Below are 14,931 nucleotides of genomic sequence, written 5' to 3' on the forward strand. Positions count from 1 at the left end.
TACGTACTATGAGTAATGATTTTATAGATGATCTTTTGGAAGCACTTTCTTTTTCCCCAGATAATATTCCTCTTAGGTTAAGAATAGCAAAATCCTATTTCGATAGAAGTGAATACCAAAAATCCGAAGAACAGTACTTGGAGGTTCTTAAATTGGACGGAAATTCTATCGATGCAAAGTTTGGGCTATCCAAATGTTATTTTAGACTTAAAAAGACAGCTCCTGCAGAGATTATTTTGGAGGAACTTATTGAGTTAGATTCTTCAAATATAGAATATTTAGAGTTGTTGTGTTACTGCCAGTTGGAAGATGGTAATATTAACGAAGCCAAAGAGACCTATCAGCAGATTCTTATTTTTGACACATCATATAAAAATGCGGACTTTGATGGTGTATTAAGAATGCAAACTGTAAATGATAAGGAAGATACATTGGTAGATGAAGACGCAATCAAGTTTCTAAAAAAGCCAACAGTCAATTTTTTGGATGTCGGAGGCATGAATGATGTTAAAGAACAGATTTCTCTGAAAATAATTAAACCTTTAGAACATAAAGAACTATACAAAGCCTATGGAAAAAAGATAGGAGGAGGTATTCTTCTGTATGGTCCTCCAGGTTGTGGTAAAACACATCTAGCCCGAGCGACTGCTGGCGAGATAAATGCTAATTTTATCAGTATAGGGATAAATGATATTTTGGATATGTGGGTGGGTAGTAGTGAACAAAACCTTCATGAAATATTTGAAACTGCAAGAAGTAATAAACCTTGTGTGATTTTTATTGATGAAATAGATGCTCTTGGTGCCAACAGGAGTGATATGAATAAATCTGCGGGTAGAAATGTAATCAATCAATTTTTGGCAGAACTAGATGGTATTGATAGTGATAATGACGGAATTTTGGTATTAGGAGCTACCAATACTCCATGGCATTTAGATCCAGCATTCAGACGTCCAGGAAGATTTGATCGAATAATCTTTGTAGCGCCACCTGATCATGCTGCAAAAATTGCAATTTATGAGATCATGCTTAAGGATAAGCCTGTAGAAAGTATCGATTATAAAGCTTTGGCTAAAGCAGCTAAGGATTTTTCAGGAGCCGATATCCAAGCTTCTATAGATGTGGCGATAGAAGAAAAATTGATGCAATCCTTTAGTGATGGTATTCCTAAACCAATTAGTACGAAGGATTTGTTAAAAGCAATAAAAAGCGTAAAGCCTAGTACCAAAGAATGGTTTACTACCTCTAAGAATTATGCGCTATACGCGAACGATTCTGGCTTGTATGACGAAATATTATCGTACCTAAAAATAAGAAAGTAAATGGAGAATGTTTTTTTTGAAAGAGGTTCTCAACTTTTTCAAATAGGGAAGTTCGATAAAGCATTACAATCGCTACAAGAAGGCTTACAATCGGATCCAGATAATTATTGGGCGAAAAGTTTACTTGTAAGGTGCTATTTAGAATTAGATGATTTTGATAAAGGAGAGAAGCTAAATGAGCTTTTGATATCACAGTATCCAAATGAGGATGAATTGTTTTATAATAAAGCCGTCATAACATGGCATCAGGAAAAAAAAGAACAGGCGTTACAAGCAATTAACGAGGCTATCTCCTTGGATCCTTATAATCCCGATTATTTTGGCTATAAAGGACTAATGCTTTTGGAATCAAAAGACTATTCAAAAAGTCTAGATTGTGCAAACGAAGGTTTAGCTTTACATCCTAATAATGTTTTGTGTCTTAATGTTAGAGCGCAGATTTTAGTGAAACTAAATAGAAAAGAAGAGGCTCAGGAAACAGTAGAGAATACGTTACATCAGGATCCAGAAGGAAGTTTTTCTCATGCAAGTATTGGTTGGGTACACTTAGAGCAAGGTGATCATAAAAAAGCGATGCATCATTTTAAAGAATCACTAAAGAATGATCCTAACTCCAGATATGCAAAAGATGGTATGTTAGAATCTATAAAAGCTAAAAACTTTGTGTATAGGCTTTTTCTGAAGTATGCTTTCTGGGTGTCGAATATGAAAGAAGGCAATCAATGGGCTTTTATTATCGGGCTTTATATTGCTTATCGGGTAGTTGTATTTTTATTAAGTAAAACGGAATATCCGTATGTAGCATATTTTGTTATTGTGCCTTATTTGTTATTTGCACTTGGTGGATGGATCATAGGCCCCTTATCAAATGCAATATTACTGTTGAATCCTAACGGCAAATATTTGTTAGAAACTAAAGATAGAGTATCAGGAATACTGTTTGCAATCTTATCCGGTTTGAGTGTTATTAGTTTTTTGATATTCTTTATATCCAAGGATGAATATTGGTTTTTATTTGGTATTTCATCGGTTTGCTCGGTAATTCCGATATCTATGTCGGCTTTGATTGAAAAAAAATCTTCTAGATATATTAGTTATTTAATAGGATTTGCTATTTTATTTTCTGGTACAGTGGGCTCTCTTTTTACAGAATCTATTACAGTTCCAATGATGATTTCTATTTTTGGTTTGGTAGGCTATAGTTGGATAGGAAATTTTCTTAAGAAATAACTTTTGAATCCATTAAAGAAAGGAAAAATATTATTTGATTTAGGTAGATATGAGGAAGCTATAGATTTTTTTAAAGCTACCCTTCAGATATTGCCTGATGCTTATATTGCTAAGTACCTCATAGGACTTTCTTATTATAATCTCGAAAAAAATGAACAGGCACATTCTATAGCAGAAGAACTAATAAGTAGTGAACCTGATCAATATTATGGATATTATCTAAAATCAAGTATTTTAATACGAAAAAAAGATTATACTCTAGCGCTTCAATTCATAGATGAAGGTTTAAGATTAACTCCTACTGAAGTATTACTGCTTAATGAAAAGGCATATATTTTAATGAGACTTAATAGACTGGACGCATCTTTTGAAGTAGTGAAGCAATCACTTAAAATAGAGCCAAGAAATTCAGATACGCTTAATTTAAAAGCAAAACTTTTATCTAGAAAAAAATACAAAAGAGGTGAAACCATAAGAGCTATAAGAAGTTCACTGGAGATTTCTCCTGATGATGAAGGTACTCATCGAGCGGCGGCAGTTGTAAACTTAAGACTTGGTAATCTCAAGGCCTCCAAAGAGCACATCATAGAAGCGCTTAGAAAGGATCCTGCGGATAGAGATGTTTTGAAGTTTTTATTTCATATTGAAGTTCTTGAGCATAGATTTTATAATTTTTTTCAGAAAATAGATGATTATTGTAAAGGTCCTAATAAGTGGTCAATAGCATCATTATTTCTTCTTTTTTTAGGTGGTATTACTCTGTTTTTATTAATAAATAACGATTATAGTATTTTACATTTTGCACCAGCTTTGTCTATACTAATTGTTGGGAGCATTTATGGGTATTTTTTAGACCCTATACATGGGTTATTATTTTATCTTAAAAAAGATAGAAGAAGGTTTCTAAGTCTTTCAGAAAAAATGAATGCAGTTACCTTTTTACTTTTATCATTTTTGTTATTTGTGTTTCCAATGATTCATAGTTTTTACCCAAAATATGAGTGGTCTTTTAGTTGGGCGATTATAATTGCAGTGCTATTTAATATCTTATCAAGATTTTTTTTAGACTTAGATTATGTTGCTAGAACATTATTTAAGTCAATAGCATTAATAACGGTTATTACAGTTTTTTTAACTCACAATATTTTAGAGGATGATCTTAAGTTTGGTATCTTCTTTGTTATTTGTGGTATTTATTATCCACTATATTTTTTTATTATGGCCTGGCAAGGATATCTTACGGACGCATAAATAGTATAGCATTGTAAAGTCAATTAAATCAGCATAATATTTTAATACAGGAATAAAAAAACTGCCAAATTTAAGTGCTAGTTTCCTAAACGGATAGCCTGATTCTCCATACTTTTCTCCCAGCCATCTGCAAATACAGCATGACCGTTTTTAACCATATTTCTCATAGTTTCTTTTACAGCTTCTTGTATAGGCGCTGGAAATGTATAAAGTTTCTTATTAATCTTTGTAATTCGACCATCCGCAATTTCACTATTTTGATGTTTGATCGTTATTCTACTTTTGTTGTGATATGCTAAAATCCGTACTCTACCATCCACATAGTTGTTATCAGTTGTCGTACCGTACACAATGATTGGGTCCACTGATCCGTCTCCGTCATAATCAAACAATTGCGAGTATTGATTCCAGAAACCGATAGAAGTTTCCCATTGATCATCAATTTCTCCTTTTATTGTAGATCTCTTTTTAAATTTGTTATTATCCACTCGAACGCTCATAGCGTAAATATTATCATACAGAGTATCGTTTTTCTCATTTACATTTTTAACATGATCGGTTAGAAGAAAATAGTATACTCCAGATTTATCATTATAAGAATATGCTTGATATAGTTCATTAGAAATACCTAATTGAATTTGTCTGTTTGTATTAAACTTAGCATTCATCTCTTTCTTAGGTAATTTTCTTACTAAAAAAGTATCAATGGCTATCGAAGCATATTTTTCAATAGGAAGTGCATTTGTTGCTGCTGTAGCATCAGATTTTGAAGAGTTTTCATCAGCTTCTTTTTTTTTGTTTCCACAAGAAATAAAAAATAAGATGGTAACAACGAGTAAAAATTTATTCATAGATATAAGGGGGATTATAAAATTGGTTACAATGTATTCTGTATTAAAATTAAAAAATATTTTCTAATTATAACTTTATATCATCTGGCAATCAACTAAATCTGTAATAATATGCCATAATAAAGCAATACCAAAGATTCTAGTTCTTTTGAAAAATAGTAAAATAGCGTAGAAAATTATAGCGTATATATTATGCAAAAAATGAAAACCAACACTACATCGATTAGGATCAAAAATGGGGTTTGCTGCTAAATGATCAAGGTCTATGAGCATTGCAGAAAGAAAAATAAGATACACTGACTTCCATTTTTGAGGATAAAAAACAAAAGCAATCCCAAAAGGGATGATGAAATGAAAACCATAATGTATCATAAAACGATACATCAATAAATCATTTGATTTTCTAAATATGTAATAGCATTGGTACCTTCATTAAATAATAAATCCAAAATAGAAAGATTAGAGATAAATCCATGTTTTTCTGAAAACACCTGGATATATGATAATAATGCATGATGCTTGTCTTTTTTGGCATTGACAAGAGTCCTCTGGTCGTTTAAGTCGTCACCATATTCTTTTAGAAAAGCTTTAGTTTTAGAATAGTCTGCTTCTAATTGTAAACAATCGTTAACTGCTTCCATGCACTCATAATTGAAATCTAAAAGGTAATCTTTCTTTTTTTCAAAAAGAGGGATCAGTTCATCTTCATAATACTCGAAAAAAGGAGAGGTTCTATATGCTGTTTGTATGGATTTCCAATGCAGTGACTGCCATTGAAATTCATTTTCTATTCTTACATCTCTATACAATTGTTTACCATTACTGTGTTTGCCAGTGTGTTTGATCGGTATGGTTAATAGTAGTTTACCATTTGCTCCATAAATATACGTTCTATTGCGATACGTTTGTTTTTGGTAGTTATCATAGTCTTCAAAAATAACAGTATCATTTTGAGCCATGGCAGCATACTGTGCAATAGATCCAAAATACATGGGATGTAGTAGAACAGTTTTCAAGATTGTGAACTTAAGTTTTTTAATAAATAGTCAGTAGTTATATAAATAGTAATTACGATGCTTTTTTTCTTTTTCTATACTGACTAAATCCAATCCAACCCACTAATGCAATTAAGAAATAATAGAAATAAGATACTGGTTCGCCATTACCACCTACAGTAGTAAATAAGCGTTTCCATCTTATTTTATTTAAAAATCCTTTCGCATTACTATCCCAGCTCATCCATACGAATACTGGTTTCCCTACCACATGATTTGCAGGGACATATCCCCAAACTCTACTATCTTCACTATTATGACGATTATCTCCCATCATCCAATAGTAATCTTGTTTAAAGGTGTAACTATCAATAGGATTTCCGTTAAGTAGTATTTGAGATCCTTTTACGGTTAGTTTGTTCTCAATTCCCATTTCAGAACCTTCATAAACTTCTATAATTCTTCGATATAATGAAAAACTATTTAGGTCTATCTTTACCGTTTTTCCCTCTTCAGGAATATAAATAGGACCGAAGTTATCGTTATTCCAGTTTACTTTTCCATTATTAGGGAAGATACCAGGATCTTTTTCTCCTTTAGGTTGTATTCTTCTTTTTAATTCAGAAACTCCTGGCTTATTTTTGAACTTTTCAGCATTTTCCTCTGTCAAGAATACAAAAGGGCGCTGCAAATCTCCGTCAAAACCAATTTCACCAGGTTTTATTTTATAACGATCATATAACACATCTTGGGTAAAATCACCTCCTTTTTTCTTAAAGGAATATGTAAACTGAATATCCGCTCGATCAGGTAATTCGGTTTGTATTCCATTTATATGCACATATCCATCTACTACAGATAACGAATCCCCAGGCACGCCTACACACCGTTTTACGTAATTAGACTTTTTATCGATAGGTTTATAAACATGAATTCCAGAAGGGTCTCTAAAGAATCGCACTGTGTCTACTGGCCAGCTGAATACTACAATATCATTACGTTTAATTTTCTGAAAACCTGGTAGTCTAAAATATGGATATTGAATATCACTATTGTAGGATTTAGTTTTGACTAAGGGTATCGTATCATGCACCATAGGAAATGAAACCGATGTCATAGGTGTTCTGGCACCGTAATGAAATTTACTTACGAATAAGAAGTCTCCTACTAATAAAGTTCTTTCTAAAGAGCCAGTTGGTATGGTATAGGGTTGCATGAAATAGGTGTGTACTAGTGTTGCTGCTACAACCGCAAAAAGAATAGAGCTAATCCATTCTCCCGTTCCTGTTTTGGGTTTCAAGTCTCTATCTGGAATGTGAGTTACATCGAGCATATAATTCACATAATAGATGTAGAATCCTAAAGTAACTATTACCAATATCGTATCTGCGGTAGTATTTTTTCCAAAACTCCTAATAGTTTCTACCCAGATAACAGGTAGCATAATTACATTAATTACAGGAATAAACAATAAAATTACCCACCACCAAGGACGATTAATTATTTTCATTAGTACCACAGCGTTGTAAACAGGTACACCTGCTTCCCAAGCTTTCCTTCCTGCTTTAACATATAATTTCCAAGTTCCCAAGAAGTGTATTACTTGGATAGCAAGGAAAAAAATAAACCATTCCGATAGTGTCATTCTATGTGTTTTTTTAGTATAAGTATAAGTAACACAAAAAGTGTTACACTTTTTGTTAGTTTAGTTATATTCCTAAAACGTCTTTCATTCCATAAACGCCCATTTTACCGACAAGCCATTCTGCTGCAATTACAGCACCTAAAGCAAATCCCTGACGATTATGAGCGGTGTGTTTAATTTCAATATCATCAACGGCTGATGTGTAGGTTACAGTATGAGTTCCTGGAACATTTTCTATTCTTTTTGCAACGATAGGAATCGTTTGGTCATCACCTTGGTCTAATTGCCAATTAGTTTTAGCACTATTTTCTATGATTCCTTCTGCTAATGTTATTGCAGTACCACTTGGTGCATCAAGCTTTTGGGTATGATGAATTTCTTCCATATGAATATTGTATCCTTCTATAGGATGCATCATCTTGGCAAGTTTTTTATTCAATTCAAAAAATAGATTTACTCCAAGACTATAATTAGAGGCGTAAATAAAGCCTCCATTTTTTTCTTTACATAAGCTGATAATTTCATCATAATGATCTAACCATCCGGTAGTTCCAGAAACGATCGGAACACCAGCTGTGAAACATTTGGTGATATTATCAACAGCAGCTGAAGGTATGCTAAAATCAATAGCGATATCAGCAACAGATATATCATACTCGGTATCATCTTTGTCTACGGTAAGTACAATGTTATGACCTCTTTCGGTCGCAATTTTTTCAATGGTTTTCCCCATCTTACCATATCCTAAAAGAGCAATATTCATATTTTTGGTGGTTGTATTCTAATTAAAATCTAAAAACTATAATTTAATGACATTCCGTAACTAGGTGTGTAATCAAATTCGTTAATATTTATTTTGGGTTGAAAAGTTAGGTCTTTTGAAACATTGAATTGTTGCAAATGCGCAGTTACATTAGCATCTATAATGTTTAATACATACAGACCTGCGGTAATTAATATTGATAATTCTTGATCCCTTCTAAACCTACGTTGTCGATCAATTAACTGCTCATCGGTTAGGACACTTAATCTATTGTTTGGATCGTCAGGGATTCCTGCTAGCCTTCCTTTATAAAAATCTCGGGCTTCTAGATACTGTTCATTATTAAAGGTGTAAAAGTAGATGCCAGCTCCTAAGGCTCCATAAACAATAGGAATTTTCCAATACTTTCCTGTATATGCTTGACCTAGCCCTGGTAATACAGCAGAATAAAAAGCAGCTCTTGCTGGAGCAAGAGGTTCGTAAGGTTTGATTTTTTTATTTCGCTTTCTCTTTTTTTTAACGGCAACTTCTTCAGTAACGACTTTCAACTCTTCATTTTCATTTTCATCTTTCTCTTGAGCGAAAACGCTATGAATACAAAAGCATAGGAATAAAACGATATAAATGGATTTAATTTTCACTATCAATAAGTTTCTTTAGGCGTTTAAAATCTTCTTCAGAAGAAAACGGGATGATTAATTTCCCTCGTCCGTTACTGGAAACTTTAACATCTATTTTAGCTCCAAAATATTCGGAAAAATCTTTAATTCCTTTTAGGATATATTGAGGCGCCTTTTGTTCAGTTTTTTCAGTAGCAGGTTTTTCTTCCTTGTTGTTTAAAGACCTAACTAATTTTTCAGTGTTACGGACTGATAAAGAATCTCCAATAATTTTTTCGTAGATATCTAATTGTTGTTGTTTGCTTTCTACATTTATTAAAGCCCTTCCGTGACCCATTGAGATAAACCCATCTCTAATTCCTGTTTGTACAATAGGATCTAATTTTAATAGTCTTAGGTAATTAGCAATAGTTGATCTCTTTTTACCTACACGATCACTTAATTGTTCTTGAGTTAGCTTAATTTCATCTATTAATCTTTGATATGATAATGCAATCTCTATGGGATCTAAATCCTGACGCTGAATGTTTTCAACCAGTGCCATGGTAAGAGATTCCTGATCGTCGGCAATACGAATGTAAGCTGGTATTGTTTTTAATCCTACTAATTTAGAAGCACGAAAACGTCTTTCACCACTGACTAATTGGTATTTGTCGAAATCTAACTTACGAACTGTTATTGGTTGAATTACACCAATTTCTTTAATAGAGGTAGCTAGCTCCTGAAGTGTTTCGTCATTAAAACTTGTACGTGGTTGGAAAGGATTTACATCAATACTTCCCAAATCTAATTCTATAATATTTCCAACAACTTTATCAGCATTTTTATCATCTGCTGATTTTATATCATTTTCAGGATCTTTCAATAAAGCTGATAATCCTCTTCCTAAAGCCTGTTTTTTCGTTGCCTTCGCCATAAATCCTTAACTATTTTTCTTTATAATCTCGTGCGCCAAACTTAAATAATTACTAGCTCCTTTACTAGCAGCATCATAATTAATTATACTCTCACCATAACTAGGGGCTTCACTTAAACGTATATTTCTCTGAATGATTGTTTTAAACACCATTTCATTGAAATGCTTCTGTACTTCTTCAACTACTTGATTAGATAAACGTAATCTAGAATCATACATGGTTAATAACAATCCTTCGATATCAAGTTGTTCATTATGAATTTTTTGAACACTTTTAATCGTGTTTAATAATTTACCTAATCCCTCAAGCGCAAAATATTCACATTGGATAGGAATAATTACCGAATCTGAAGCTGTAAGTGCATTTAGCGTTAAAAGACCTAATGAAGGAGCGCAATCAATTAAAATATAATCATATTCCGACTTTAAGTCATTTACAGCTTTTTTAAGCATATATTCTCTTTCATCCTTATCCACCAATTCAATTTCAATAGCAACCAGATCGATATGAGCTGGTATAATATCTACATTTGGAGAAGTGGTTTCTAATACAGCTTCAGAAGGATTGATAGTATGTTCGAGGATTTGATAGGTTCCTTTTTCGATACTTTCAACATCTAACCCTAATCCAGATGTAGCATTCGCTTGTGGATCGGCGTCTATTAGTAACACTTTTTTCTCTAGTACTCCTAGAGAAGCTGCTAAATTTACAGAGGTGGTTGTTTTACCAACACCACCCTTTTGATTGGCAATCGCTATTATTTTACCCATAGGGGGAGATTTGGATTTTAAGCGATAAAAATACAATTAATTATACATTATAAAAATGAAAAATGTTAACAGTGTTTAATAAAAAAAGACCGTCTTTTGGAACGGCCTTCTATATAAGCGATTAATCAAAGTTTATAGATCGAAACTATATCCAGTTTTTACATAAAAAGTATTAGTAGCATATGACGCTCCAAAATAGTCTAAGAAATCTCCAATTCTTTCATAACCTAACTTGATAAGGATATTATTTTTTGATGTTAGAGCATATGAAGTACTAAATTCTATTGCAAATCCTGAGGAAGCACTAGAAATAGGTATTTCGAAATCTTTATATAAATATTCTTCAACACCTTCATTATCAATTCTTAGATAAGCACTGTCTTTATTTAGTAATCTACTATTTATATAGAATATCCCCAGACTAGGATTTAATTTTCTCTTGGACTTGTTTAGATTGTAGTGTATTCCAAGCTTAATATTTATTGTTTTAGGATTTATTTTTGTAGTTCTGTAATTACCAATAAGAACGTCATTATTTCTGAAATAAGCAGTTTCGGAATTTACAGAATTGTATGAAATTCCAGCGGATAAGGATGTTCTAGAATTAAATATAGTGGGAGTATAGACATAGGTAAGACCAATAGTAGGGGAAAAAGAGTTTTCGAAGTCTTTTCCGCGGACACGATCTCCTTTTTCTCTAATCGATGTGAAATTTATCCCTGCTTCAATAAAAATGGTGTGATAGTCAGTTCTGTTTAGTCTTTCAGATATGAAAGACACTTCACTTACACAGTTATTGTATGTTGTAAATGCTTTGGATAAACTACTTAATGTTAATCTTATTTGATTTGTTTTACCATTCATTTCTGTGCAATCATTAAACTCAAAGTTTAATATTCCTACGTATCGTTTGAGTTGGAACTGTCCTTTTTGTAGATCTCCTTCATTTCTGGTTATGATATCTAATTCCTTTAAACCAGACTTTTCAGATTTTAGAAAATACCTATTATCTCTATTTTCGTCTTTATAAAGCAAAAGGTTTGCTTTTCCTTCGATTATTACCTCCATAAAGATTGCTTTTAAACCTAGCTTTTCGGAGATTACTTTTTTATTTACATTATCAAGTTTGTAAGAATTAATTTGGTTAGGTGTGAATTGTGTTAGCTCACTATCTACTGATTCTTTATAAAAAACTTTATTTGTATTGGTTTCATTTAGAAATTGAATTAATCCTTTTTTTTCTTGACCATTTTTAAGTTGGATTATTCCTGGTTCAAACTCATTTTGACCAAAAATCATTGAACTCATTAAGAGAATAGTTACTATTACAATAGTATTTTTCATGTTGTTTTGTTTATCATTTCCTTTTAGTGTCACTATTGTTGATTTTGTTACTTCAAAAATTGATGTTTTTATAAAGAAATAGAAAAAGAAAAAGGCCATCAGTTTTGTCTGATGACCTTTAATATATGCTGTATTAGGTATTTACTTCTTTTCGGGCATCAATACTCCCAAGATATATCCAGCATCTACATATTTTTTAGCAACATCCTGAATATCTTTTACTGTTAATTTCTCAACGGCCTCTGTATAACTTTCTTTACTTTCAAATGGGATTTTATTGTAATCCGCATTTTGTAAGTTAGACAGCCAAAAAGAATTTTGTTTGCTACTTTCTTTATAATCCAATAATCTAGATTCTTTGATTTTCGCTAGGTCCTTTTCAGTTGGTCCATCATTAATGATCTTTTTAACTTCTGCTATGGCAGCATCTGTAAGTTTTTTTACGTTTTCAGGCCCACAAGGGAAAGATATAGAAAAACGATATCCACTATATCCACCAGAAGGTCCTATTTTGTACATATTACCTCTGGCACCAACACCATAAACTCCACCTTCTTCTTCACGAAGTTTTTCAATTAATTTTATGCTAAGAATTTCTCCTAAGGCAGCAATAGAAAGACTTTCCGATTTGTTATAAGGTGTTTCTCCTCTCCAAATAATGTTTACCATACTTTTCGGATCAGTTCCTTTATAGATTGTTTTTTCGTGTGCACCAGAAAGAGGTCTAAAATCACTTGTTTTATAGGTTTCTTCTTTTCCAGTGTCTGGTAAACTTCCTATGTATTTCTCTGCATATGACTTTAACTTTTCTTCATCAATGTTTCCGACGAAATAGAAATTGAAACCTCCAGCTCCAGCAAATCGTTCTTTATATTTTTGATAGGCTAAATCGTAATTTGTAGCATCTAGTTTTTCTGCAGTTGGAAATCCTATATACCTTGGATTTTTTCCAAATTGGAACTTTCCAAATTCTTCTCTGAAATAGTTTTGAGGATTAGACAAGTAATTTGCTAAGAAACCTTTTGTTTTTGCTTGATCCGATCTAAAAGCTTTTTCATCTTTATTTACATCCGTAAAGTATAAATGTACTTGTTGGAATAAGGTTTCTAAATCTTTTGGTGTTGTTGATCCGTTAAAACCTTCGGATAATGAGCTAATATAAGGGCGTACTCTCGCTATTTTACCAGCCATCACCTTATTCATATCATTTAGGGATAACCCTCCTAATCCTGTTTGAGCAATACTTCCTAATCCATGAGCGATTTGAAGATAATCTTCTGTAGAGAATAAAGAGCTTCCTCCGTAACTAAATGCAGAAAACAGAATTTCATCATTTTTAAAATCTGTTTTTTTATAGATGATTTTAGCACCATTATTTAGCGTTAATGTAGTCACATCTAATTCCTTATTGTAATCTGAAGAGACTACTTTGCCTGGTGCAGGTATTTTTTCTAATAAATTTTCTCTAACCTTTTTGTCTTTATAATCTTCTATAGGAGTATTTTTCACCTCTTCAAGAAGGCTTAATATTTCTTCCTTAGTAACTTTCTTTAGTCCTTCTTTTTCAGGACCTGTCATGACAACAGCACGATTGTCATCATGTATGAAATTTTTAATAAGACTATTTGCCTCCTTTAATGTAATTGTAGGTAGCTGCTCCATCGTATACTTATATTCCCATTCGATTCCAGGAATAGGTTCCTGTACCAAAAAGTTGTTTATATACTCTCCCACAATTCTGCCTGATTCTCTTTTATCTCTGTCTTTAAACTGTTTTTCCCAACGAGCAACGATATCTTTTTTAGCACGTTCTAACTCTCCTTGCTTAAATCCATATTCTTGAACGCGTTTATTTTCCTGCAAAATAACCTTTAGCGCATTTAATTGTCCCGTTTCTGGAGTCATGGCGAAGGATTGGTAGGCTTTGCGGTTACGAGCAAAAGTTCCACTATGACTACTAAAAGCAAATACAAAAGGGGGATTAGGAGTGTTACGTAATTCATCTAAACGATTATTCATCATTTGACTAAAGATGGATTTAATCAATTGATTTCTATAATCAATTTCACTAGACATTGGAGTGCTTAACTCCTTATCTTTATACATGATTCTAACAATAGAATTAGAGGCTTCTTTGTCAGAAGCAACAGCTATTAGCGTTTCTTCGTGGTTAGGAGTATCAAATACTTCTCTTTTTGGAGGATTTTCAGGCATTTTAATTCCACCAAAATGATCTTTAATTTTTTTCTCTAATGTCGCAACATCTAGATCTCCTACAGCAACAACTGCCATTAAATCTGGCCTATACCAATCTCTATAAAAACTTCTTACATCTTCATATTTAAAATTTTCTAGCACCTTTTTAGTACCGATTGGTAAACGTTCGGAATATTTAGAATTATAAGCGATAATTGGCAAGTATTGCTGAAGCATACGTTCTTCCGCTCCTTTTCCTAATCGATATTCTTCTAAAACTACACCTCTTTCTCCATCGATGCCTTCTTCTGTAAGCTCAGCATTGTGAGCCCAATCCTCGATAATTTGAAATCCTTTTTCTAGTTTTTCTGGATCATCACTTGGAATTGGCAAGATATAAACTGTTTGATCAAAACTGGTATATGCATTTAGGTCTGCGCCAAATTTCACTCCAATGGTTTGTAGATAATCTACTAGATCATTTTTTTTGAAGTTTTTAGTGCCGTTAAAATTCATGTGCTCCATAAAATGGGCCAATCCTAACTGCTTTTCATTTTCTAAAATGGAACCTGCATTTACAACAAGTCTCAATTCTACTTTATCTTCTGGTTTTCCGTTGTTTCGTATATAGTAGGTTAGACCATTTTCTAATTTCCCAACTTTCACATCAGGATCAACTGGAATTTTGGCGTTGTTCTTAAGTTGAGCAGAGGTTTTTAATTCTTTATCTGCCGTTGTTTGAGCTATTCCTAAGAGCGGTAAACACCATAGAAAGACTCCTAAGAATACATTAAAGATTTTTTTTCTAGTCATAGATGATTTGTAAAATATGAATTAATTAGTTTTAGTAACCGCCTAAAAATAGGAAAACTTTTACAATTCAACTATTTTTTTAGTTGAATGTTTTAGCGATACCTATTTCCAGTTAGAGTGGATGAATTATATTTTTCTCCGATTTAAAGCAGGATGAAAGTTATATAATTCCATAAGTAAGTGTCATTACAAGTCCATTTGTTACCCTCTTTTG

Annotated in this window: 13 protein-coding genes; 3 read left to right on the forward strand and 10 right to left on the reverse strand. The window is 32.5% G+C overall.

Going from position 1 to position 14,931, the window contains the following annotated elements; translation table 11 throughout:
- Window positions 1-8 precede the first annotated feature (8 nt).
- From Q1A73_RS14715 to Q1A73_RS14725, 3 genes are read left to right on the forward strand one after another with little or no spacing between them, the layout of a single operon-like run.
- Complete coding sequence (locus Q1A73_RS14715) at window positions 9-1,322, forward strand: AAA family ATPase (RefSeq protein ID WP_299606986.1); 1,314 nt, start codon at window positions 9-11, stop codon at window positions 1,320-1,322.
- The gene (locus Q1A73_RS14720; RefSeq protein ID WP_299606987.1) at window positions 1,323-2,552 is read left to right on the forward strand and encodes a tetratricopeptide repeat protein; all 1,230 of its coding nucleotides are present in this window, start codon (window positions 1,323-1,325) and stop codon (window positions 2,550-2,552) included.
- Window positions 2,553-2,555: 3 nt separating this feature from the next.
- On the forward strand, window positions 2,556-3,803 hold the full coding sequence (locus tag Q1A73_RS14725) for a tetratricopeptide repeat protein (protein WP_299606988.1): 1,248 nt from the start codon (window positions 2,556-2,558) through the stop codon (window positions 3,801-3,803).
- A gap of 77 nt (window positions 3,804-3,880) precedes the next feature.
- On the opposite strand, the gene Q1A73_RS14730 is transcribed toward Q1A73_RS14725, so the two are convergent.
- The 10 genes from Q1A73_RS14730 to Q1A73_RS14775 form a co-directional block, all read right to left on the reverse strand.
- A complete protein-coding gene (locus Q1A73_RS14730; protein ID WP_299606989.1) occupies window positions 3,881-4,654 on the reverse strand; it encodes a M949_RS01915 family surface polysaccharide biosynthesis protein in 774 nt (257 codons plus the stop codon).
- A gap of 75 nt (window positions 4,655-4,729) precedes the next feature.
- Window positions 4,730-5,038 carry a DUF6122 family protein gene (locus tag Q1A73_RS14735; protein ID WP_299606990.1) on the reverse strand — a complete coding sequence of 103 codons (309 nt, stop codon included), beginning with the start codon at window positions 5,036-5,038 and terminating at the stop codon, window positions 4,730-4,732.
- Window positions 5,038-5,670: a WbqC family protein gene (locus Q1A73_RS14740; RefSeq protein WP_299606992.1), complete on the reverse strand. Its 633-nt coding sequence runs from the start codon at window positions 5,668-5,670 to the stop codon at window positions 5,038-5,040. The genes Q1A73_RS14735 and Q1A73_RS14740 overlap by 1 nt, the downstream gene beginning before the upstream one ends.
- A gap of 52 nt (window positions 5,671-5,722) precedes the next feature.
- Entirely contained in the window at window positions 5,723-7,294 is a 1,572-nt protein-coding gene (gene lepB, locus Q1A73_RS14745) for a signal peptidase I (RefSeq protein WP_299606993.1), read from the reverse strand.
- A gap of 64 nt (window positions 7,295-7,358) precedes the next feature.
- Complete coding sequence (gene dapB / locus Q1A73_RS14750; RefSeq protein WP_299606994.1) at window positions 7,359-8,057, reverse strand: 4-hydroxy-tetrahydrodipicolinate reductase; 699 nt, start codon at window positions 8,055-8,057, stop codon at window positions 7,359-7,361.
- 29 nt (window positions 8,058-8,086) lie between these two features.
- Complete coding sequence (locus Q1A73_RS14755; protein ID WP_299606996.1) at window positions 8,087-8,698, reverse strand: DUF5683 domain-containing protein; 612 nt, start codon at window positions 8,696-8,698, stop codon at window positions 8,087-8,089.
- A complete protein-coding gene (locus Q1A73_RS14760; RefSeq protein WP_299606998.1) occupies window positions 8,688-9,593 on the reverse strand; it encodes a ParB/RepB/Spo0J family partition protein in 906 nt (301 codons plus the stop codon). The genes Q1A73_RS14755 and Q1A73_RS14760 overlap by 11 nt, the downstream gene beginning before the upstream one ends.
- Window positions 9,594-9,599: 6 nt before the next feature.
- Window positions 9,600-10,364: an AAA family ATPase gene (locus tag Q1A73_RS14765; protein WP_299606999.1), complete on the reverse strand. Its 765-nt coding sequence runs from the start codon at window positions 10,362-10,364 to the stop codon at window positions 9,600-9,602.
- Between the two features lie 132 nt (window positions 10,365-10,496).
- Window positions 10,497-11,708 (reverse strand): hypothetical protein, encoded by a 1,212-nt coding sequence (locus Q1A73_RS14770; RefSeq protein ID WP_299607000.1) that lies wholly within the window; start codon window positions 11,706-11,708, stop codon window positions 10,497-10,499.
- Window positions 11,709-11,849: 141 nt separating this feature from the next.
- On the reverse strand, window positions 11,850-14,717 hold the full coding sequence (locus Q1A73_RS14775) for a M16 family metallopeptidase (RefSeq protein WP_299607002.1): 2,868 nt from the start codon (window positions 14,715-14,717) through the stop codon (window positions 11,850-11,852).
- Window positions 14,718-14,931: the final 214 nt, after the last annotated feature.

This window comes from uncultured Aquimarina sp. (assembly GCF_947492115.1).
Taxonomy (GTDB): domain Bacteria; phylum Bacteroidota; class Bacteroidia; order Flavobacteriales; family Flavobacteriaceae; genus Aquimarina.

Bases quoted from the DNA above. Each gene is read 5' to 3' on its own strand.
- Q1A73_RS14715 (WP_299606986.1), top strand. From the start codon at position 9: ATGAGTAATGATTTTATAGATGATCTTTTGGAAGCACTTTCTTTTTCC.
- Q1A73_RS14720 (WP_299606987.1), top strand. From the start codon at position 1,323: ATGGAGAATGTTTTTTTTGAAAGAGGTTCTCAACTTTTTCAAATAGGG.
- Q1A73_RS14730 (WP_299606989.1), bottom strand. From the start codon at position 4,654: ATGAATAAATTTTTACTCGTTGTTACCATCTTATTTTTTATTTCTTGT.
- Q1A73_RS14735 (WP_299606990.1), bottom strand. From the start codon at position 5,038: ATGTATCGTTTTATGATACATTATGGTTTTCATTTCATCATCCCTTTT.
- lepB (WP_299606993.1), bottom strand. From the start codon at position 7,294: ATGACACTATCGGAATGGTTTATTTTTTTCCTTGCTATCCAAGTAATA.
- dapB (WP_299606994.1), bottom strand. From the start codon at position 8,057: ATGAATATTGCTCTTTTAGGATATGGTAAGATGGGGAAAACCATTGAA.
- Q1A73_RS14760 (WP_299606998.1), bottom strand. From the start codon at position 9,593: ATGGCGAAGGCAACGAAAAAACAGGCTTTAGGAAGAGGATTATCAGCT.
- Q1A73_RS14765 (WP_299606999.1), bottom strand. From the start codon at position 10,364: ATGGGTAAAATAATAGCGATTGCCAATCAAAAGGGTGGTGTTGGTAAA.
- Q1A73_RS14770 (WP_299607000.1), bottom strand. From the start codon at position 11,708: ATGAAAAATACTATTGTAATAGTAACTATTCTCTTAATGAGTTCAATG.
- Q1A73_RS14775 (WP_299607002.1), bottom strand. From the start codon at position 14,717: ATGACTAGAAAAAAAATCTTTAATGTATTCTTAGGAGTCTTTCTATGG.